This is a genomic window from Streptomyces sp. NPDC104371 (assembly GCF_055583785.1).
The window spans coordinates 130,125-150,060 of record NZ_JBVJNF010000002.1 but is presented as its reverse complement, the minus strand read 5'-3'; the positions used below and the strand labels follow the sequence as shown (position 1 = coordinate 150,060).

Sequence of the window (19,936 nt, the reverse complement as noted above, 5' to 3'; positions counted from 1 at the left end):
CTTACGGCCCCAGGACGCCGATATGCACCGTCCTTCTACTAGTTGAGAAGGCTGCCCTGGAGCTCCGCACGGAGATCCGGGGTCAGGACGGTACCGGCACGGTCGACGAGAAGCGCCATCTCGTACCCGATGAGGCCGATGTCCGCCTCCGGGTGCGCGAGGACCGCGAGGGACGAACCATCCGAGACGGACATGATGAAGAGGAAGCCCCGCTCCATCTCGACCACCGTCTGGTTGACGCTGCCGCCCTCGAAGATGCGGGAGGCGCCCGCGGTCAGCGACGTCAGACCGGAGGCGACGGCCGCCAACTGGTCCGCGCGGTCACGGGGGAAGCCTTCGGACATCGCCAGAAGAAGTCCATCGGCGGAGACCACCACGGTGTGGGACACCCCGGGGGTGTTCTCCACGAAGTTGGTGATCAACCAGTTCAGGTTCTGTGCCGCCTGGCTCATCGGGCTCACACTAACGCTCCTGGTTGTAGGTGCTGTCAGGACCGAAGCCCTGGCCGTTCGTATCACTGCCTGCGCTGCGTCCGCGTTGGACGCCTCGACGCAGGTTGCTCAGTCTGCCCCGCACGTCCTCGGGGGAGCGGGAGACCTGTGGGCCTCCCTGCGGGGTCGATTCGGGGGCGCCCTCGATCAGGTTCGCCTTGGGTACCCGCCGAGGCAGACCGGAGGAGGTGACCCCCGCCGCCTTCGGCTTCTTCGGCTGCGACGCCTGCTGCCAGCCCTCGCCGTTCGCCGAGTGCTGGTCGCCGTTCGCCTCCGAGGGTGCCGACGCGGTGCCGTTCGCGGTGCCGCCGCGGCGGGGCAGTCCGGCGTCGGTCAGTCCGTGGTCGGCGGTGGAAGCCGGTTCCGGGTGATCGAAGCCTACGCGGTCCTGCGTGCTCGCGTCAGCGGCCTGAGCGGATTCCGGTTCCGCGGTGTACGCGGAGCCGTAGCCGTTCTGGTAGGCGTTCTGCTGCGGCCAGTCGTCCTGGTAGGACGGCCCGTCGAGGGCGGAGTACGTCTCCGAGGAGGTGGCCGGGGCCACGGCGCCGTTGTGCTGCGGCTGTTCCGCATAGCCGGACTCGGGGTAGCCGCCGGGGGGCGTGAAGTTCTCGCCCTGCGCCTGCCCGTCACCGGCCGGGTAGTACTGCTCCCCGTACGCGGGCTGCTGCGGCTGCTCGTACGTCTGCTGCGGGTCGTACGCCTGCCGCTGTTCCTGGTACGCGTCCTGCCCGTTGTCGTACGCGGGCTGCTGCGGCGCCTCGAACTGGTTCGGGTACGGCGCGGAGTTCGGGTGGGCCTCGTGCGCGCGGTCCGTGCCGTGCGTCTGGGCCTCCAGGGCCGCGCGGCGCTCCTCGCGCATCAGCGAGCGGCCGACCGGGTCGCTGTAGCGGCTGTCGTCGAAGCCCAGCTCCGCGGCGGTCAGCGCCGCTTGTCCCTCGGCGTTCTCGACCGCGAAGGGCTGCTTCTCCGGGATGATCTGCGAGACGGTGAACTCGTTGGTCTGCAGCGGATGTTCGCCGCCACCGCCGTGGGTGATGGCGTCCGGGAGCATGACCAGCGAGGTGGTACCGGCCTGTTCACCGGAGGGGCGGAGCTGGACGCGGATGTCGTGCCGGTCGGACAGCCGGCCGACCACGAACAGACCCATGCGCTGCGAGATCGCGGCGTCCACGGTCGGCGGGTTGGCCAGCTTGTGGTTGATGTCCGCGAAGTCCTCGGGCGTCAGTCCGATGCCCTTGTCGTGGATCTCGATCATGATCCGGCCGTCGGGCAGGCGCGTGGCCGTCACCCGGACCTTGGTCTGCGGGGAGGAGAACGTCGTGGCGTTCTCCAGCAGCTCGGCGAGCAGGTGCACGAGGTCGGTCACGGCGCGGCCGTGGATCTCGGCCTCCGGGACACCGGACAGCTCGATGCGCTCGTACTGCTCCACCTCGGAGGAGGCGGCGCGCAACACGTCGACCAGCGGGACCGGCTGGTCCCAGCGGCGGCCGGGCTCCTGGCCCGCGAGGACGAGGAGGTTCTCGCCGTTGCGGCGCATACGGGTCGCGAGGTGGTCCAGCTTGAAGAGGTTCTCCAACTGGTCCGGGTCGGCCTCGTTGTTCTCCAGGTCGGTGATCAGCGTGAGCTGGCCCTCGATCAGCGACTGGTTGCGGCGCGAGAGGTTGGTGAAGATCGCGTTGATGTTGCCCCGCAGCAGGGCCTGTTCGGAGGCGAGCCGGACGGCCTCGCGGTGGACCTGGTCGAAGGCGCGGGCGACCTCGCCGATCTCGTCCGTGGAGGAGATCGGGATGGGCACGATCTTGGTGTCGACCCGGCCGGGGTCGGTGCGCGAGAGCTGGTCGACCAGCATCGGCAGCCGCTGCTCGGCGACATCGAAGGCGGCGCTGCGCAGCTCGCGCATCGAGCGCGTCATCTGACGGGCCATCACACCGGCGAGGGCGACGGCGGCGAGCAGGGCGAGAAGGACGACCGCGCCGTTGATGTAGGCGTCGCGCTGGGCGTTGGTGGCGATCGAGCCCGCGTCGTCGACGGCCCGCTTGATCAGCTCGTTCTCGACCTGGCTGTACGCCTCGAACGTGAGGGTGGAGGCGGCCGTCCACGTCTTGGGCGTGATGCCCTGCTGCTTCAGCTCGTCGGGCGACAGGCCGCTGCTGATCGCCTGGACCATCTGGTCCATGGAGAGCGGCGTCTGCCCGGCGGGCGTGTCCTTGGCGGCCTGCTTCGTGCCCTCCGCGGCCTTCTCCTTCATGACCGCGGTGAGGTGCGCCGCGTCCGCCTCGGTGGCACCGGAGACGTACTCGCGCTGGGCGACGCCCTCCAGGTACTTGTACGAGGTGAAGGCCGTGATCTGCCGCGCGTGGATCGCGGCGTCGGTGCTGGGCTTGACCAGCAGATGCATACCGATGGAGCGCTGCAGCGACTCGGCGCCCTTGGCGAGCGCGAGGGCGTACACCGAGCGGCCGTACGCCGTGATGTTGCCCGTGCCGAGGCCCAGTTCGTTGGAGAACTCCATCAGGAGGTGCTCGACCTCGACGTAGCCCTCTTCGGTCTTGACCGGGTCCATGGCCCGGGTGAAGGCCGTGCGGCGGATCTGCGCCAGCTTCGGCTCGGCCTTGGACAGCAGGCTCAGCCGGCGTTCCAGGCCCTGCTTGGCGGGGCGGCCGATGATCTCCTGATGGAAGGCGTCGGCCTTCTCGTCGGTGAGTTCGCGGGCCTGCTTGACAACCGCGCTGTTGCGGTCGCCCTTCAGCAGCGGCTCCGCGGAGAGGTCACGCTCGTTGAGGAGGGCTTCGGCGTAGACACCGGCGGCGGCCACGATCTTCGCGACCTTCTCCGCGTCCCGCGCCTGCTGCCAGGTGTCGATCGAACTCCGTACCTGGAAGCCGCCCATGACGAGGCCCACGAGGACGGGGATGAGCAGGATCGCGTTCAGCTTGGCCGGCATGCGCCAGTTGTGCAAGGAGAAGCGGCTGCGGCCCCGGGGCAGGGGCGTCGACTCCGGCCCGGACTCGTCTGCGGGTGCCACTTCGCGCGGCGGCGGGGTGAAGTTACCCCGGGCAGACGGTTCGGGACCGTTCTTGCTTCGCCTCACTCGACCAACAACCTCTCGGCGACGGCACCTACGTCGTGCCGCGGTGTCTCCTGAGCCCCGTCGGCGACCGGTTACGTCGTCGACTCCATGGGCAGTTCAGGCATTCCAGCACGTCAGCCTGCGCGATTCCAAACACTCGGAATCAAGGATTCCGTTGGTGAGATGCGCGAGATAAAACGGTCATAAAGAGCGAGCCCCGCCAAATGGCGGGGCTTTTGTGCGCACAGCGGCACCGAACGACCGCGACGCGTGGTGGTACCACCTGATTTCTCTGTCGAAACGTTATGAACCCCGGGGCCGACCGTGTCAAACACCACAGTCGGCTCCCCGGGATCTACGACAACTGCCGTATGGCACCGGCTACTTGCTTAGCGCAGGCGTGCCATGAGGGCGTGTTCGACGAGGGTGATGAGGGCGGATTTGGCGTCCGCGCGGTGGCGGGCGTCGGTGGTGATGATGGGGGTGTCGGGCCCGATCTGGAGTGCTTCGCGGACCTCGTCGGGGGTGTAAGGCTGGTTCCCGTCGAAGCCGTTGAGGGCGATGACGAAGGGGAGGCCGCTGTTCTCGAAGTAGTCGACGGCGGGGAAGCAGTCGGACAGGCGGCGGGTGTCGACGAGGACGATGGCGCCGATGGCGCCGCGGACCAGGTCGTCCCACATGAACCAGAAGCGGTCCTGGCCGGGGGTCCCGAAGAGGTAGAGGATCAGGTCCTGGTCCAGGGTGATGCGGCCGAAGTCCATGGCCACCGTGGTGGTGGTCTTGTCCCCGGTGTGGGTGAGGTCGTCGATGCCTGCCGAAGCAGACGTCATGACGGCCTCCGTGCGCAGCGGGTTGATCTCCGAGACGGCACCCACGAACGTGGTCTTGCCGACACCGAAGCCACCCGCCACGACGATCTTGGCGGAGGTGGTGGAGCGCCCTCCGTCAGAGCTTGCGAAGTCCACTGAGCACCCTTTCGAGCAGTGTCACGTCCGGCGCGCCGCCGTTGTTCTCGTCGCCACCAGGCTGGTGGATCGCCACGAGGCCGGCTTCCGCGAGGTCGGCGACGAGGATCCGGGCCACACCGAGCGGCATGGACAGCAGCGCCGAGACCTCCGCCACCGACTTCACCTCACGGCACAGATGGCAGATCCGCTGGTGCTCGGGCAGCATGCCCATGAGCTGGGCCGGATCGGCCGTCGTGCTGATCAGCGCCTCTATCGCGAGCTGGTAGCGGGGCCGGGTCCGGCCACCGGTCATCGCGTACGGGCGGACCAGCGGCTGGTCGCCCTCGTCTCCGTACGGTTCTGTGTACGGATCGTGAGCGGCAGGGGGCGGGGTCATGAATCCTCCGGGCGGGACAGCAAGTTGGTCAGTCGTGCCGTCTGACGAGGCCGGTGGGGGGCTGTGGCGGCCGGACGGTGTGTGCGTGTGGTGGGGGGTGGCGGCGGGAAGCCGTTCAACGAAGCAGACTGCCCTGTAGCTCGGCGCGCAGGTCGGGCGTGAGCACCGCGCCCGCGCGGTCGACCAGGAGGGCCATCTCGTAGCCCACGAGCCCGATGTCGCACTCGGGGTGGGCGAGCACCGCGAGGGACGAGCCGTCCGAGATGGACATGAGGAAGAGGAAGCCGCGCTCCATCTCGACCACCGTCTGTGCCACCCGGCCGCCCTCGAAGATGCGGGACGCGCCCGCGGTCAGCGAGGTCAGCCCGGAGGCCACGGCCGCGAGTTGATCGGCGCGATCACGCGGGAACCCCTCGGACATCGCCAGAAGGAGTCCGTCCGCGGACACGACGACGGTGTGAGACACCCCCGGCGTGTTGTCCACGAAGTTCGTGATCAACCAGTTGAGGTTCTGTGCCGCCTGGCTCATCTGACTCAACTAATGCTCCTGCTGGTGAGTGGGGCTGGGGAAGCTGCCGGTCTGGCCGGTACCGGCCTGGCGACCCTGGGCGATGCCCCGTCGGAGGTTGGTCAGCCGGCCGCGTACGTCGTCAGGCGCACGCGAGACCTGCGGACCGGTGTGGTGCTGTTGCTGCTGGGCCGTGCCCGGCACGAGGTTCGCGCGCGGGACCCGGCGCGGCAGGCCGGAGGTGGTGACGCCGCCCGCGGACGGCTGCCGTACGCGCTCGGCAGCGCGGCCGATCTCGTCGTTCGGCGAGGTGCGCCAGGCCGCGGGGCCCGGACGCTCGGGTGCGGACGGCTCGGGGGCCGACGGCTCAGGAGCCGCGGGCTGCTGCTGCGGCGCCTGGGCCGCGGAGTTGTCGTTCTGCTGGCCCCGCTCGCCGTGGAACCAGTTGGTCTCCAGCCGGTCGAACAGCGGGGTACGTCCGTCACCGGCGCTCTGCGCGGGCGGCAGCGCCTCGGGCTGCTGCGACTGCTGCGGGGTCTGCTGCTGGGCCTGTGCGAACTGCCCGGTGGCGGAGGGGTCCTGCTGGTTCCCGTAGCCCTGCGCGGCGAACTGGCCGGTACCGGAGGCGTCATGCCCCTGCGCGGCGAACTGCCCTGTGGCGGACGGGTCGCCGTACCCGGGAGCGGCGAACTGCCCCGTACCGGAGCCGTCGTGCCGCTGGGCGGGGAACTGCCCGGTGTCCTGTCCGTGGCCGGGGTTCGCGAACTGCCCGGTGTTCTGCCCTTGTCCGGGAGCCTGGAACTGACCCGTGTCCTGCCCGTGCTCGGGAACCTGGAACTGACCGGTGTGCTGTCCGTGGCCGGGGGTCTGGAACTGGCCCGTGTCCTGGCCCCGCTGGGGGGTCTGGAACTGTCCGGTGTCCTGACCGGGGCCCTGGAACTGGTTCGGGCCCTGGCCTCGCTGGGGGGCCTGGAACTGCCCGGTGTCCTGGCCCCGTTGGGGGGTCTGGAACTGCCCGGTGTCCTGGCCCCGCTGGGGAGCCTGGAACTGTCCGGTGTCCTGTGCGTGGCCGGTGTTCGGGAACTGGCCGTTGTCCTGACCGGGACCCTGGAACTGGTTCGGGCCCTGGCCCCGTCCGGGAGCCTGGTACTGACCCGTGTCCTGCCCCTGGCCGGGAGCGGCGAACTGCCCCGTACCGGAGCCGTCGTGCCGCTGGGCGGGGAACTGCCCGGTGTCCTGTCCGTGGCCGGGGTTCGCGAACTGCCCGGTGTCCTGCCCGCGTCCGAGAGCCGGGAACTGCCCGGTCTCCTGGTGCCCGGACACCGGGAACCGGCCCGTGTCCTGGCCCTGCTGGGCGCCGGGGAACCCGCCCGCCTGGTTGCCCTGCTGCTGCGGGCCGCCGAAGCCGTCCTGGCGGGGGAACTGCCCACCGGCCCCAGGACGTGGGGCGTTGAAGTCGGGCCGCGCGAACTCGGAGGTGGATCCGGGACCTTGACGGTCGTCCTCGATCCGGGGGATCTCCGCGGTGGCACCGGGGCCCTGGTGGTCGTCGATGCGGGGCATCTGCGAGGTCGCGGACAGCGCGTCCGGCTCCTCGTGACCGCGCGGGCCGTCCAGCGCGGCGCGCTCCACCGGGGGCTGCGCGTTCTCGTCGCTCCAACTCGGCGTGCGCTGCTGCTGGTTGCCGCCGGGCAGTTCGGCGCGCGGGCCGCCCCGGCCGGGAAGCTGCGGACGACGCCTGCCGCCACGCCCCTCCTTGCGCTGCGGCTCCTGCCGTTCCTTGCGCCCCTGGCGGTCCTGCTGCTGCGGCGGTACGGGCGCGCCGTTGTTCGGGAAGGCCTGCGCCGCCTGGAGCCCCTGCGGGGCGCCGGGCGCGGCCTGCTGCTGCCCGAAGGCGTTGTCACCGGCGGCCGGGTTCTGCCGACTCTGCTGCGGGGACGGGCGTCCGCCCTGCTCGAAGAGCCCCGCACCCTGCTGACCGCCGGGACCCTGCTGACCGCGGGGCCCACCGGGGCCGCCGGGACGGCCGTCCCGGCCGCTGCCGGGCAGCGCGGCGCGCGGGCCCTGTCCGGCGCCCACCTGCCCGCGCTGCGGAGCGGCCCCGAGTCCCGGGCCACCGGCCCCGCCGCCCTGCTGCACCTGGCGACGCGCGGCGGCGGCACCCGCGGCGGCGGCACCGGCGGCCGAACCGCCGCTCTGCGGGCCGCCCTGGCCCTGCTTGCCCGCGGGCTTCTTGCCGCCCTGGGCGACATCGACGGGGAGCATGACCAGCGCGGTCGTCCCACCGGAGTCGGACGGGCGGAGCTGGATACGGATGCCGTGGCGCTGCGAGAGTCGACCGACCACGAAGAGGCCCATGCGGCGGGAGACGGAGACGTCCACCGTGGGCGGCGCGGCGAGCCGCTCGTTGATCTGCGCGAGGTCCTCGGGGGACAGACCGATACCGGTGTCGTGGATCTCGATCAGCACGCGCCCGTCGGGCAGCGCGTGACCGGTGACCTTGACCTTGGTCTGCGGCGAGGAGAACGAGGTCGCGTTCTCCAGCAGCTCGGCGAGCAGGTGCACGAGGTCGTTGACGACGCGGCCCGCGACCTCGGTGGCCGGAACCGCGGCCAGTTCGATGCGCTCGTACTGCTCCACCTCGGACGCGGCGGCACGCAGCACGTCGACCAGCGGGACCGGGCGGGTCCAGCGACGGCCCGGCTCCTCACCGGCGAGCACGAGGAGGTTCTCACCGTTACGGCGCATACGCGTCGCGAGGTGGTCGAGCTTGAACAGCGAGGAGAGCTGGTCGGGGTCGGCCTCGCGGGACTCCAGTTCGGAGATGAGCGAGAGCTGACGCTGGATCAGGCCCTGGGAGCGGCGCGAGAGGTTGGTGAACATCGCGTTGACGTTGCCTCGCAGCAGGGCCTGCTCGGCGGCGAGGCGGACCGCCTCGCGGTGCACGTCGTCGAAGGCCGCGGCCACCTGGCCGATCTCGTCCCGGGAGTGCACACCGACCGACTCCACGGACGTGTCGACGTCCTGCGGGTCGGACTCGGACAGCTCCTTGACGAGCTGGGGCAGGCGGTCCTGGGCGACCTTGGTGGCGGTGTCCTGGAGCCGGCGCAGCGAGCGGATCATGGAGCGGGCCACGACGAAGGCGCCGACGAGCGAGACACCGAGGACGAGCAGGATCAGCGCACCGGAGATGATCGCTTCCTGCTGGGAGGCGTTCTTCAGCTCACGGGCCTTCTGCTCCATCTCCTCCAGGAGCGTGCCCTCGATGCTCTTCATCTGGAGGATCTTGGCCGAGTCGTCGTCGACCCAGTCCTTGTACGAGCGCTTGTTCTGGCCCGCGAAGCCGTTCGACGTCTTGAGGACGCGGTCGGCGTACTTGTCGGCGGCCTCGATGGTCGGGCTGCCCTGGTCGATCGGCTTGGTCAGCTCGGCCGCCTGCTCGCCGTAGATGCTGGCGAAGCTGTCGAGGCTGGAGCTCTGGCTCTCCAGGGCGGAGACGGCGTACTGCCGGTCGTTCTCGGAGAGCTTGCCCTCCGTGCTGTTGTTCGCGGGCAGCGCCGCCGCGATGATCGCGCGCTGCATCGACGCGTACTCCTTGGCGGTGGAGAAGGCCGCCAGGGAACGGGTGCGCTGGATCATCTCGGGGTTGCTGGTCGCCTGCGCCATGTCCTGGGACAGGCTGAGCAACTGCGTGATCAGCCGGTGGTACGCCTCGACCGTCTGCGCGGAGTTCTTCGGGTCCTTGTAGGCGTTGGCGCGGATGGTGCTGAGGTTGTTCAGCTCACCCGCGATGCCGACGACGCTGTCGCGGACACCGGAGAGCTGACCCGCCTCGGCGGCGTCACCGATCTCGCCGGTGCCCTGGATGAAGACGGAGCGCGCGCGGTCGGTCTTCTCGCGGGCGCCCTTGACCGTGTAGTCGTTCGAGGTGGCGCCGTGGGCGAGCGGGCCCGCGGTCTGGTCGCGCTCCTCCTGGAGCGCCGCGGCGAGCTGTGTCGCCTGGCGGGTCATGTCCGTCAGCAGCTTCATGCTCTCGAGCTGCTGGATCTGGTCCATGTTCTCGCTGATGCGCATCCCGCCGAGCGTGGTCGCCGCGACCACGGGGAGGGCGAGCAGGGAGACCAGACGCGTGGAGATGCGCCAGTTGCGCAGGGCCATGCGTGAGCCCGTGGAGCCGAGCTGCGGAGAGGGCGTCGACGCGGGGGCGTCCTCCGCCTTCACATCGGGGCGCTCGGCGTTCGCGCCGGCCGATGCGGGGCCCGGGCTCTGGCCGTGCTGGGGCGAGGAACCACGGTCGGTCCCCCCGTGCGGCTCCGGCTCCCCCGAAGCACTGCCATCCCTCTTGAAACGTCCCTGCACTAGCGTCGCAACCTCTGGACCAGGCGCCCCTCCGCGAGCGGCGGGACGGTGTCGGCGTCGTAGGGGGCGCCCTGAATGCGCCCCCCGGGTGGTCGTGAGTGACCGGCGCTGGGTCCCCCTCCCGCCGCTGCCCGGCGCTGCGTCGCGCCTCATGCTTCGCCGGTGCGGTCCCCGCGGCGGTCCCGCGAATTCCAGCACAGTGGCGGATCTCCAACAAGGCCAACCGGCATGCTGATGGAGACCGTGACGCCACGTGAGGAGCGGATCACGAGGGGTGCAAAGTGATCTTGTATATAACGGACGTATGCCCACGATCTGTTGGGGCTCGGCGGGTGTCCCAGTCGCCATGATCGGCAGCGGAATGCGGGCTTCGGTTAAGGAATGTCCGATTCGTCAAGATCGATCGACCGTCTGAATTGACCTATTTGCCCAATGCCTCGTGAGCAAACTCACACGAAGATCATGGCGCCATCATGACTTCGACGGGAATTGCATGTTTAGCCTGGCGCTTTACAGGGATGGCGAATCCGACAAACCCCGCGCCCCGGCGACGGCCCTGAGGTCGCCCGGCGCCCGTGACGACAAGGGTCGACGACAACAGTGAAGACCACGATGACGCTCCGCAAGATAGCCAACCCGCGGCGGACGACGCTGGCGCATCTCGCCGACGCCGCCGAGCTGGAGACGCGGGTGGTCCCGGAACACTCCGTCGACCTTCCCACCCAGACGGCCAACCCCAAGCGCACGATCCTCATGGAGATCCCCGCCCAGCGCGCCGCCGCGGAGTGACGCCCCCGGCGTCCGCCGCTCGTGCGCGGGGCGGCGGCCCCCCGCCGCGTTAGCCTGGAGCGTCAGACTCCAGCCAGCTCAGTGAGGGGCCGCGATCCCGTGCGCATCGCCAGATTCTCCATCGACGGGAACGTCGCCTTCGGCGCGGTCGAGGGCGACAAGCCGGACGAACTCGTCCTCGACATCATCAAGGGCATCCCGTTCGCGGACTTCGAACTCTCCGGTACGAAGGTGCCGTTGAGCAAGGTCCGGCTGCTGCCGCCGGTGCTCCCCAACAAGGTCGTGGCCTTCGGCCGCAACTACGCGGAGCACGCCCGGGAAATGGGCAACGACGTGCCCGAGGCCCCGTTCGCCTTCTTCAAGCCGTCCACCTCCGTGATCGGCTCCGGCGACGAGATCGCCTACCCCTCCTTCTCCCAGGAACTGCACCACGAGGCCGAACTGGCCGTGGTGATCGGCCGGATGTGCCGCGAGGTCCCGCGCGAGCGCGTCAAGGACGTCATCCTCGGCTACACCTGCGCCAACGACGTGACCGCGCGCGACGTCCAGCGGCGCGAGAAGCAGTGGGCGCGGGCCAAGGGCTTCGACACCTCCTGCCCGCTCGGCCCCTGGGTGGAGACCGACCTCGACCCGAGCGACCTCACCATCCAGCTCACCGTCAACGGCGAGCAGCGCCAGCTCGGGCGCACCAGCGAGATGATCCACCCGGTCGAGGACCTGATCGTGAACATCTCCGAGGCCATGACGCTGCTCCCCGGCGACGTGATCCTCACCGGCACCCCCGCGGGGGTCGGCCCCCTCAACGTCGGCGACACCGTCGCCGTCACCATCGAAGGCATCGGCACTCTCACCAACAAGGTGATCAAGCGTGGCTAACGCGAACGTCCGCGTCCGTTTCTGTCCGTCCCCGACCGGCAACCCCCATGTGGGCCTGGTCCGTACCGCCCTGTTCAACTGGGCGTTCGCCCGCCACACCGGCGGCACGTACGTCTTCCGTATCGAGGACACGGACGTGGCCCGCGACTCGGAGGAGTCCTACCTCCAGCTCCTGGACTCGCTGCGCTGGCTGGGCTTCGACTGGGACGAGGGCCCCGAGGTCGGCGGCCCCCACATGCCCTACCGCCAGTCTCAGCGGATGGACATCTACCAGGACGTCGCCCGCAAGCTCCTGGACGGCGGCTACGCCTACCACTGCTACTGCACGACGGAAGAGCTGGACGCCCGCCGCGACGCCGCCCGCGCCGCGGGCAAGCCCTCCGGCTACGACGGCCACTGCCGCGAGCTGAGCGCCGAGCAGGTCGCGGCCTACGAGGCCGAGGGCCGTACGTCCATCGTCCGCTTCCGGATGCCCGACGAGACGATCACCTTCACGGACCTGGTCCGCGGCGAGCTGACGTTCACCCCGGAGAACGTGCCGGACTACGGGATCGTGCGCGCCAACGGCGCGCCCCTGTACACGCTCGTGAACCCGGTCGACGACGCGCTGATGGAGATCACCCACGTCCTGCGCGGCGAGGACCTGCTCTCCTCCACCCCCCGCCAGATCGCCCTCTACAAGGCGCTGATCGAGCTGGGCGTCGCGAAGTCCGTCCCGCGGTTCGGCCACCTGCCCTACGTGATGGGCGAGGGCAACAAGAAGCTCTCCAAGCGCGACCCGCAGTCGGCGCTCAACCTCTACCGCGAGCGCGGCTTCCTGCCCGAGGGTCTGCTCAACTACCTCTCCCTGCTGGGCTGGTCGCTCGCGGCGGACCGCGACATCTTCAGCGTCGAGGAGATGGTCGCCGCCTTCGACATCGCGGACGTGAACCCCAACCCGGCCCGCTTCGACCTGAAGAAGGCCGAGGCGATCAACGCCGACCACATCCGTCTGCTCGACGTGAAGGACTTCACCGAGCGCTGCCGGCCGTGGCTGACCGCCCCGCACGCGACCTGGGCGCCCGAGGACTTCGACGAGGCGAAGTGGGAGGCGATCGCCCCGCACGCGCAGACCCGCGTCAAGGTCCTCTCCGAGATCACCGACAACGTCGACTTCCTGTTCCTGCCGGAGCCGGTGTCCGACGAGGCGTCCTGGACCAAGGCCATGAAGGAGGGCAGCGACGCGCTGCTCCGCACGGCCAGGGAGAAGCTCCAGGCGGCCGACTGGACGTCCCCGGAGTCCCTGAAGGAGGCCGTCCTGGCCGCCGGTGAGGCGCACGGCCTCAAGCTCGGCAAGGCGCAGGCCCCGGTCCGCGTCGCCGTGACCGGCCGCACGGTCGGCCTGCCGCTCTTCGAGTCCCTCCAGGTCCTCGGCCAGGAGAAGACGCTGGCCCGGATCGACGCGGCGCTGGCGAAGCTGGCCGCCTGACCCGTCCGTACGCGAGGGGCGGCATCCGGACCACCGGGTGCCGCCCCTCGCGTCGTACCGCCGTATCCCCGCGATCGGCAGACGCGCCCACCGCCCGCGCGTTACCGTCGGATCATGAGCATCAGCGCCGTGGTCTGGGACGTGGATGACACTCTCTTCGACTACACCGCCGCGGACCGCGCGGGCATGCGCCGCCATCTCGTCGTCGAGGGCCGGCTCGACCGGTACGGGAGCGTGGAGCGGGCGCTGGCCCTGTGGCGGGAGATCACCGAGCAGCAGTGGGCGCGGTTCGCGGCCGGTGAGGCCGACTTCGAGACGCAGCGCCGCGACCGCGTACGGGTCTTCCTGGGCGAGGAGCTGACCGACGCCGGGGCCGACGACTGGTACCAGCGCTACATGGCCCACTACGAGGCCGCCTGGGCCCTCTTCCCCGACGTCCTGCCCGCCCTGGACACCCTCGCCGCCAGCCACCGGCACGCGGTGCTCTCCAACTCCAGCATCCACGTCCAGGAGTACAAGCTGCGGACGCTCGGCATCCTCGACCGCTTCGAGGCCGTGGTGTGCGCCGCGGAGCTGGGCGTCTCCAAGCCGGAGCCCCAGGCCTTCCACGCCGTCTGCGAGGCCCTGGAACTCGCCCCGCACCAGGTCGCCTACGTCGGCGACCACCCGGAGATCGACGGGCGCGGCGCCGCCGAGGCCGGGCTGCTCTCCGTGTGGATCGACCGCGACGGTCTCCCCGCGCGCGCCGACACGCCGGGCGGACCGCGCCGGATCCGCTCCCTCGCCGAACTCCCCGCCGTGCTCGCGGCCGATACTCGTTTTGGAGCGTCGTCCACCATCGGGTAATGTTCTTCCTGCGCCGAGGGGAGCGGGCCGAAAGGCCGGAAACCGGAAGCGCAAACTAGAACAAAATCCCCCCAGGGGCTTGCGTTCCAGTGGCCTATGGTGTAATTGGCAGCACGACTGATTCTGGTTCAGTTAGTCTTGGTTCGAGTCCAGGTAGGCCAGCTCGCAGAGCTTATCTGCACCGCGGATGTCATCCGCAAAGCCCCCGTTGTGTAGCGGCCTAGCACGCTGCCCTCTCAAGGCAGTAGCGCCGGTTCGAATCCGGTCGGGGGTACAGATCCTTCCCGCGAGGACAGCTCGGGTAGCTCCCACTGTCCTCGATGCAGGATCGCTAGGGCCCCCGTTGTGTAGCGGCCTAGCACGCCGCCCTCTCAAGGCGGTAGCGCCGGTTCGAATCCGGTCGGGGGTACGGTTGGTCTAAACCACATTGGTCTATGGTGTAATTGGCAGCACGACTGATTCTGGTTCAGTTAGTCTTGGTTCGAGTCCAGGTAGACCAGCTCGGATCTGCGGAAACGCAAGATCCACGCCCCCGTTGTGTAGCGGCCTAGCACGCCGCCCTCTCAAGGCGGTAGCGCCGGTTCGAATCCGGTCGGGGGTACATCAGCCCGTAGGGCCTCCACTTCGGTGGGGGCCCTACGGCGTTTCCGGGCACCTGCCGCCGCCCTACCCGAAGCCGTACCGCCGCGCCGACTCCTCCTCCTGCGCCAGCCGGTGCAGCGCCTGGAGCATCGGCTCCACAAGGACCGCACCGAGCACCGCCGCCTCGACCTTCTCCGTCTCCGACGGGTACGTCTCCACCGCGTCCAGATCGAGGACGGCCGCCTGGTGCATCAACTGCGCGTAGGACACGAGGAGTTCGCTGTCCCAGTCGTAGCCGAGCCGGCGGAACGCGGCCACCGCCACGACCAGCGAACGGTAGGCGGGGGAGAGCGTCACCACGGCCTGCGCGTTCGACCAGCCCAACGTCTCCAACAGGTCGTTCACCTCGCGGTGCGCGGTCTGTACGTACGCGTCCTCCGCGTCCGGCTCGGGCACCTGCGGCAGCGCCCACAGGGCCGCCCCCATCCGGATCGTCCGGCCGAGGGAGTCGTCGTCGGCGTGCCGGAGCACCTCCCTGACCGCGGCCACCGGCACCCTGCCGACCTGGATCATCGCCCGCACCAGCCGCAGCCGCCGCAGATGCTCCTCGTCGTACTCGGCGGTCGTCGCGTTGAGCTGGCGGCCGGGCGCCAACAGCCCTTCGCGCAGGTAGTACTTGATCGTCGCGGTGGACACCCCGCTGCGCTCGCTCAACTCGGCCAGCCGCATCTCTTGCGCCCTTCCTGGGGAAGCGGGACTATCCAAGCATCGCCCAGACGGGATAGTGCCGCTATCCGATTGATCGGGGGGCCGTGATGTCCGCGAAGCCGGTACCGGGCCGCACCACCGCGGCCGCCGAAGGCGATGTGGTGGTCCTGCTGATCGGGATGCGCATCAACCACTTCTGGGCGGTGCACCAGTGGCTCCCGGTCATGCTGTCGATGTTCCGCATGCTGGGGGAGCTTGCCCGCGACAGCGGCCGGGGGCTGCTGGGGCACGTCCTGCTCACCGCCTCGCCCCGCTCGTACCACGTGGTCCAGTACTGGGAGTCCAAGGAGAAGCTCTACGCCTACGCCGCCGCCGCGGACGCCCTCCACCACCGGGTGTGGGGGATCGTCAACCGCAAGGAGCGGGCGGGCAGGCTCCATCAGCATGTGGGGCTGTGGCACGAGGCCTATGTGGTGCCCGAGGGCTCGTACGAATCGATCTACTTCGACATGCCGCCCGCCGGCCTCGCGGCGGCCACGGGCACGCTGCCCGTGGAGAGCCGGGGCCGCCGGGCGGCGGACCGGTTCGCGCACCGCTCGTCCGGCGTGCGAGGTAAGGCCGACGGACAGGGGGAGTCGGGGGAGAGCGGGGAGGGCGCGCCGCGGCGTTGAGGCGGGTCCTCCCCGGTGACGGGTGACGGTGCGCGGGTCAGCCGGAGCGGCGCAGGGCCTCGGAGAGGCGGACGGCGGCGTCGATGACCGCCTGGGCGTGCATCCGGCCCGGGTGGCGCGTCAGGCGCTCGATCGGGCCCGAGACGGACACCGCGGCCACCACGCGGTTCGAGGGGCCGCGTACGGGGGCGGAGACGGAGGCGACGCCCGGCTCGCGCTCCCCGATGGACTGGGCCCAGCCGCGGCGCCGTACGCCCGACAGGGCCGTCGCCGTGAAGCGGGCGCCCTGGAGGCCGCGGTGCAGCCGCTCGGGCTCCTCCCAGGCCAGCAGGATCTGCGCCGAGGAGCCCGCCTTCATCGTGAGAGTGGAGCCCACCGGGACCGTGTCCCGCAGGCCCGAGAGGCGCTCCGCGGCGGCGACGCAGATGCGCATGTCCCCCTGGCGCCGATAGAGCTGCGCGCTCTCGCCCGTGACATCGCGGAGGTGGGTCAGCACCGGGCCCGCCGTGGCCAGCAGACGGTCCTCGCCCGCCGCCGCGGCCAGCTCGGCCAGCCGGGGACCGAGGATGAAACGGCCCTGCATGTCGCGCGCCACCAAGCGGTGGTGTTCCAGTGCCACGGCGAGACGGTGAGCCGTGGGTCGTGCCAGTCCGGTGGCCCCGACCAGACCCGCGAGGGTGGCCGGACCGGACTCCAGAGCGCTCAGGACAAGGGCTGCCTTGTCCAGAACGCCGACGCCGCTACTGTTGTCCATGCAACGATACTCCCGTCTCACTCTGTGAAACGCAAGTTCAATTTTCCGTGGAACCCGCCACTCTGGAAGGCACAGCGGCCCGTGCACGAGCGGGCCCGGCGGCGGACGCCCGGAACGGGGTGAGGGAGCCGCTTCCTCAAGATCTCTAGTTGTGGTCGGCGCCCTCGTTCGCGTCCGGCCGGAGGGAAAGCGATGGGTAGGACACTCGCGGAGAAGGTCTGGGACGACCATGTCGTCCGGCGCGCCGAGGGCGAGCCCGACCTCCTCTACATCGATCTGCATCTGCTGCACGAGGTGACCAGCCCGCAGGCCTTCGACGGGCTGCGCAAGAGCGGTCGCCAGGTGCGCCGCCTCGACCTCACCATCGCGACCGAGGACCACAACACCCCCACCCTCGACATCGACAAGCCCATCGCGGACCCGGTCTCCCGCGCCCAACTGGAGACGCTGCGCAAGAACTGCGCGGAGTTCGGTGTGCGGCTGCACCCGCTGGGCGATGTCGAGCAGGGCGTCGTGCACGTGGTCGGCCCGCAGCTCGGCCTGACCCAGCCGGGCACCACGGTCGTCTGCGGCGACTCCCACACCTCCACGCACGGCGCCTTCGGCGCGCTGGCGTTCGGCATCGGCACCTCCCAGGTCGAGCATGTCCTGGCCACCCAGACGCTGCCGATGGTCCGCCCGAAGACCATGGCCGTCACGGTCGACGGCGAACTGCCCGAGGGCGTCACGGCCAAGGACCTGATCCTGGCGATCATCGCGAAGATCGGCACCGGCGGCGGCCAGGGCTACATCCTGGAGTACCGCGGCTCCGCCATCGAGAAGCTCTCGATGGAGGCCCGGATGACCATCTGCAACATGTCGATCGAGGCCGGCGCCCGCGCGGGCATGATCGCCCCGGACGACACCACGTTCGCGTATCTCAAGGACCGTCCGCACGCCCCCCAGGGCACCGACTGGGACGCCGCGGTGGCGTACTGGAAGACCCTGCGCACCGACGACGACGCGGAGTTCGACGCCGAGGTCCGCGTCGACGCCGCCGCGCTCGCGCCGTTCGTCACCTGGGGCACCAACCCCGGCCAGGGCGCGCCGCTTTCGAGCACCGTGCCCGACCCCGCCTCGTACGCGGACGCCTCGGAGCGACTGGCCGCGGAAAAGGCTCTGGAGTACATGGGGTTGGCGGCCGGGCAGCCGCTCAACTCCATCGGTGTGGACACCGTCTTCGTAGGGTCCTGCACCAACGGCCGCATCGAGGACCTGCGCGCCGTCGCCGAGATCCTCAAGGACCGCAAAGTCGCCGACGGCGTACGGATGCTGGTCGTCCCGGGCTCCGCGCGCGTCGGCCTCCAAGCCGCAGCCGAGGGCCTGGACGTCGTCTTCAAGGAGGCCGGCGCCGAGTGGCGCTACGCGGGCTGCTCGATGTGCCTCGGCATGAACCCCGACCAGTTGGCCCCCGGTGAGCGCTCCGCGTCCACCTCCAACCGCAACTTCGAGGGCCGGCAGGGCAAGGGCGGCCGGACGCACCTGGTGTCGCCGCAGGTCGCCGCCGCCACCGCCGTCCTCGGCCATCTGGCCTCCCCGGCCGACCTGTCCGACGCCCGTACGCCCGCCGCAGTCTGAGAGCGCAGAGAGTCATGGAAGCATTCACCACGCACACCGGCCGGGCCGTCCCGCTGCGCCGCGGCAACGTCGACACCGACCAGATCATCCCGGCCCACTGGCTCAAGAAGGTGACCAGGGACGGCTTCGAGGACGGTCTGTTCGAGGCCTGGCGCAAGGACCCGGAGTTCGTCTTCAACCGCCCCGAGCGGCAGGGCGCCACGGTCCTGGTCGCGGGCCCCGACTTCGGCACCGGCTCCTCCCGGGAGCACGCCGTCTGGGCGCTGCAGAACTACGGCTTCAAGACGGTGATCTCCGCCCGCTTCGCCGACATCTTCCGCGGTAACTCGCTGAAGAACGGACTGCTCACGGTCGTCCTGGAGCAGCAGACCGTGGACGCCCTGTGGGAACTGGTCGAGCGGGACCCCGCGGCCGAGATCACGGTCGACCTCGTGGAGCGCGAGGTGCGCGCCGAGGGCATCACCGCCGCCTTCGAGTTGGACGAGAACTCCCGCTGGCGGCTGCTGAACGGCCTCGACGACATCTCCCTCACCCTCCGCGACGAGGACGACATCGCCGCGTACGAGGCGGAGCGCCCCTCCTACAAGCCGAGCACCGAGCAGGTCTGACCCCGGTCCGCAAGAGCGGGTTTCAGCCATCGCAACATCTCTTCTGTACCCCCAATCGTGGACGGTTGGGGGTACAGCCATATCCGCTTCCCGACGGGTCGAGCAGGCCGTCCCCGAAGCCCCAACTCCCTTGTTTACCAAGGTCATTGAGGGGTAGCGGCGCCGTACGCGGGACAGTGCGCACGGGTGTGCCAGAGGCCCCGGCGCGGCGGCAGTTGCCCCCAGCGCAGGCGACAACTCGCCCCAGATGGCACAATCTGTGCATGGACAACGACGGCCAACTCGAGCTCTATACGGCGGTCGCGGCCCAACTCAAGGAAGCGCACGCAAGAGTGCGCGCACTGCAAGTCCCGGAGGGCGTACGGATGGCGCTGAACCGGAAGCTGCTGGTCATTACGGCCGCGGCCAAGCGCGATCTTGCCGAAGCGGCCCGGCGTCTCGAGCGGTTCACGACCGCCCTCGACGAGGAGCGAATCCCCGAAGAGGAACTCTGAGGCGGCCGAGTCCGTTGCGGCACAAGGGTGATTAGCCCGTTTCGTGTTTGATTTGCGGTATATATCTGCCTAACGTGCGAAAAAGCTTGAACACTTTCGTTCTGGTGATGTCTCCGAAGGGGAAGACGTGAACAAGGCGCAGCTTGTAGAAGCGATTGCCGACAAGATGGGCGGCCGTCAGCCGGCCGCCGATGCTGTCGACGCGGTCCTGGACGCCATCGTCCGCGCGGTCGTCGGAGGCGACCGGGTTTCGGTCACGGGCTTCGGTTCGTTCGAGAAGGTCGACCGGCCGGCCCGTTACGCCCGTAACCCCCAGACAGGTGAGCGGGTGCGGGTCAAGAAGACCTCGGTGCCGCGCTTCCGCGCGGGCCAGGGATTCAAGGACCTGGTGAGCGGCTCGAAGAAGCTTCCGCGGGGCGGCGAGGTCGCCGTCAAGAAGGCCCCCAAGGGCAGCCTCACCGGCGGTGCCGCGGCCACGGTCAAGAAGGCGGCGGCCAAGAAGACGACCGCCAAGAAGGCCGCGGCGAAGAAGACCACCGCGAAGAAGGCGGCGGCCAAGAAGACGACCGCCAAGAAGGCCGCGGCGAAGAAGACCACCGCGAAGAAGGCGGCGGCCAAGAAGACCACCGCCAAGAAGGCCACCACCAAGAAGGCGGCGGCGAAGAAGGCTCCGGCGAAGAAGGCCCCCGCCAAGAAGTCCACGGCGCGCAAGACCACCGCCAAGAAGGCCACCGCCCGCCGCTGAGCGGGG

At 70.0% G+C, this 19,936-nt stretch carries 17 protein-coding genes and 5 tRNA genes; 14 read left to right on the top strand and 8 right to left on the bottom strand.

Annotated elements, in window-relative coordinates; genetic code table 11:
* Positions 1-38 precede the first annotated feature (38 nt).
* The 6 genes from ACZ60T_RS06540 to ACZ60T_RS06515 all read right to left on the bottom strand — a co-directional run bounded on the left by ACZ60T_RS06540 (position 39) and on the right by ACZ60T_RS06515 (position 9,772).
* Positions 39-452, bottom strand: a complete 414-nt coding sequence (locus tag ACZ60T_RS06540) for a roadblock/LC7 domain-containing protein (protein ID WP_469664930.1) — start codon at positions 450-452, stop codon at positions 39-41.
* A 10-nt stretch (positions 453-462) separates the two neighbouring features.
* On the bottom strand, positions 463-3,582 hold the full coding sequence (locus tag ACZ60T_RS06535; protein ID WP_469664928.1) for a sensor histidine kinase: 3,120 nt from the start codon (positions 3,580-3,582) through the stop codon (positions 463-465).
* Between the two features lie 368 nt (positions 3,583-3,950).
* A complete protein-coding gene (locus ACZ60T_RS06530; protein WP_365622766.1) occupies positions 3,951-4,526 on the bottom strand; it encodes a GTP-binding protein in 576 nt (191 codons plus the stop codon).
* Positions 4,507-4,905 (bottom strand): DUF742 domain-containing protein, encoded by a 399-nt coding sequence (locus ACZ60T_RS06525; RefSeq protein WP_365622768.1) that lies wholly within the window; start codon positions 4,903-4,905, stop codon positions 4,507-4,509. The genes ACZ60T_RS06530 and ACZ60T_RS06525 overlap by 20 nt, the downstream gene beginning before the upstream one ends.
* Before the next feature lie 115 nt (positions 4,906-5,020).
* Positions 5,021-5,434: a roadblock/LC7 domain-containing protein gene (locus ACZ60T_RS06520; RefSeq protein WP_252426177.1), complete on the bottom strand. Its 414-nt coding sequence runs from the start codon at positions 5,432-5,434 to the stop codon at positions 5,021-5,023.
* A 9-nt stretch (positions 5,435-5,443) separates the two neighbouring features.
* The gene (locus ACZ60T_RS06515; RefSeq protein WP_469664926.1) at positions 5,444-9,772 is read right to left on the bottom strand and encodes a sensor histidine kinase; all 4,329 of its coding nucleotides are present in this window, start codon (positions 9,770-9,772) and stop codon (positions 5,444-5,446) included.
* A 600-nt stretch (positions 9,773-10,372) separates the two neighbouring features.
* On the opposite strand from ACZ60T_RS06515, the gene ACZ60T_RS06510 reads away from it, so the two are divergent.
* The 9 genes from ACZ60T_RS06510 to ACZ60T_RS06470 all read left to right on the top strand — a co-directional run bounded on the left by ACZ60T_RS06510 (position 10,373) and on the right by ACZ60T_RS06470 (position 14,352).
* Positions 10,373-10,561: a hypothetical protein gene (locus tag ACZ60T_RS06510; RefSeq protein ID WP_469664924.1), complete on the top strand. Its 189-nt coding sequence runs from the start codon at positions 10,373-10,375 to the stop codon at positions 10,559-10,561.
* 99 nt (positions 10,562-10,660) lie between these two features.
* A complete protein-coding gene (locus tag ACZ60T_RS06505; protein ID WP_365622774.1) occupies positions 10,661-11,437 on the top strand; it encodes a fumarylacetoacetate hydrolase family protein in 777 nt (258 codons plus the stop codon).
* The gene (gene gltX, locus ACZ60T_RS06500; RefSeq protein WP_365622776.1) at positions 11,430-12,905 is read left to right on the top strand and encodes a glutamate--tRNA ligase; all 1,476 of its coding nucleotides are present in this window, start codon (positions 11,430-11,432) and stop codon (positions 12,903-12,905) included. Before ACZ60T_RS06505 ends, gltX begins: the two co-directional genes overlap by 8 nt.
* Before the next feature lie 114 nt (positions 12,906-13,019).
* Positions 13,020-13,751: an HAD family hydrolase gene (locus ACZ60T_RS06495; protein ID WP_469664921.1), complete on the top strand. Its 732-nt coding sequence runs from the start codon at positions 13,020-13,022 to the stop codon at positions 13,749-13,751.
* A 90-nt stretch (positions 13,752-13,841) separates the two neighbouring features.
* A tRNA-Gln gene (locus ACZ60T_RS06490) sits at positions 13,842-13,913 on the top strand.
* 39 nt (positions 13,914-13,952) lie between these two features.
* Positions 13,953-14,025 (top strand) — tRNA-Glu (locus tag ACZ60T_RS06485).
* 62 nt (positions 14,026-14,087) lie between these two features.
* Positions 14,088-14,160 (top strand) — tRNA-Glu (locus tag ACZ60T_RS06480).
* Positions 14,161-14,179: 19 nt separating this feature from the next.
* Positions 14,180-14,251 (top strand) — tRNA-Gln (locus tag ACZ60T_RS06475).
* A gap of 28 nt (positions 14,252-14,279) precedes the next feature.
* A tRNA-Glu gene (locus ACZ60T_RS06470) sits at positions 14,280-14,352 on the top strand.
* Between the two features lie 65 nt (positions 14,353-14,417).
* Here the strand turns inward: ACZ60T_RS06470 and ACZ60T_RS06465 are convergent.
* On the bottom strand, positions 14,418-15,062 hold the full coding sequence (locus tag ACZ60T_RS06465; RefSeq protein ID WP_365622780.1) for a MerR family transcriptional regulator: 645 nt from the start codon (positions 15,060-15,062) through the stop codon (positions 14,418-14,420).
* 86 nt (positions 15,063-15,148) lie between these two features.
* Between ACZ60T_RS06465 and ACZ60T_RS06460 the strand changes: the two genes are divergently transcribed.
* On the top strand, positions 15,149-15,712 hold the full coding sequence (locus ACZ60T_RS06460; RefSeq protein ID WP_469664919.1) for a DUF4188 domain-containing protein: 564 nt from the start codon (positions 15,149-15,151) through the stop codon (positions 15,710-15,712).
* Between the two features lie 37 nt (positions 15,713-15,749).
* Here the strand turns inward: ACZ60T_RS06460 and ndgR are convergent, their stop codons facing one another.
* A complete protein-coding gene (gene ndgR, locus ACZ60T_RS06455; RefSeq protein ID WP_252426147.1) occupies positions 15,750-16,466 on the bottom strand; it encodes an IclR family transcriptional regulator NdgR in 717 nt (238 codons plus the stop codon).
* 192 nt (positions 16,467-16,658) lie between these two features.
* Here ndgR and leuC point away from each other — a divergent pair, with 192 nt between their 5' ends.
* The 4 genes from leuC (at position 16,659) to ACZ60T_RS06435 (ending at position 19,930) form a co-directional block, all read left to right on the top strand.
* A complete protein-coding gene (gene leuC, locus ACZ60T_RS06450; protein WP_469664917.1) occupies positions 16,659-18,083 on the top strand; it encodes a 3-isopropylmalate dehydratase large subunit in 1,425 nt (474 codons plus the stop codon).
* Positions 18,084-18,097: 14 nt separating this feature from the next.
* Positions 18,098-18,691 (top strand): 3-isopropylmalate dehydratase small subunit, encoded by a 594-nt coding sequence (leuD, locus tag ACZ60T_RS06445; RefSeq protein ID WP_365622787.1) that lies wholly within the window; start codon positions 18,098-18,100, stop codon positions 18,689-18,691.
* A 263-nt stretch (positions 18,692-18,954) separates the two neighbouring features.
* Entirely contained in the window at positions 18,955-19,185 is a 231-nt protein-coding gene (locus ACZ60T_RS06440) for an SCO5555 family protein (RefSeq protein WP_365622789.1), read from the top strand.
* 127 nt (positions 19,186-19,312) lie between these two features.
* A complete protein-coding gene (locus ACZ60T_RS06435) occupies positions 19,313-19,930 on the top strand; it encodes an HU family DNA-binding protein (RefSeq protein WP_252426142.1) in 618 nt (205 codons plus the stop codon).
* The last annotated feature ends 6 nt before the right edge of the window (positions 19,931-19,936 follow it).

Bases quoted from the DNA above. Each gene is read 5' to 3' on its own strand.
- ACZ60T_RS06440 (WP_365622789.1), top strand. From the start codon at position 18,955: ATGGACAACGACGGCCAACTCGAGCTCTATACGGCGGTCGCGGCCCAA.
- ndgR (WP_252426147.1), bottom strand. From the start codon at position 16,466: ATGGACAACAGTAGCGGCGTCGGCGTTCTGGACAAGGCAGCCCTTGTC.
- leuD (WP_365622787.1), top strand. From the start codon at position 18,098: ATGGAAGCATTCACCACGCACACCGGCCGGGCCGTCCCGCTGCGCCGC.
- leuC (WP_469664917.1), top strand. From the start codon at position 16,659: ATGGGTAGGACACTCGCGGAGAAGGTCTGGGACGACCATGTCGTCCGG.
- ACZ60T_RS06540 (WP_469664930.1), bottom strand. From the start codon at position 452: ATGAGCCAGGCGGCACAGAACCTGAACTGGTTGATCACCAACTTCGTG.
- ACZ60T_RS06525 (WP_365622768.1), bottom strand. From the start codon at position 4,905: ATGACCCCGCCCCCTGCCGCTCACGATCCGTACACAGAACCGTACGGA.
- ACZ60T_RS06495 (WP_469664921.1), top strand. From the start codon at position 13,020: ATGAGCATCAGCGCCGTGGTCTGGGACGTGGATGACACTCTCTTCGAC.
- ACZ60T_RS06520 (WP_252426177.1), bottom strand. From the start codon at position 5,434: ATGAGCCAGGCGGCACAGAACCTCAACTGGTTGATCACGAACTTCGTG.
- ACZ60T_RS06460 (WP_469664919.1), top strand. From the start codon at position 15,149: ATGTCCGCGAAGCCGGTACCGGGCCGCACCACCGCGGCCGCCGAAGGC.
- ACZ60T_RS06465 (WP_365622780.1), bottom strand. From the start codon at position 15,062: ATGCGGCTGGCCGAGTTGAGCGAGCGCAGCGGGGTGTCCACCGCGACG.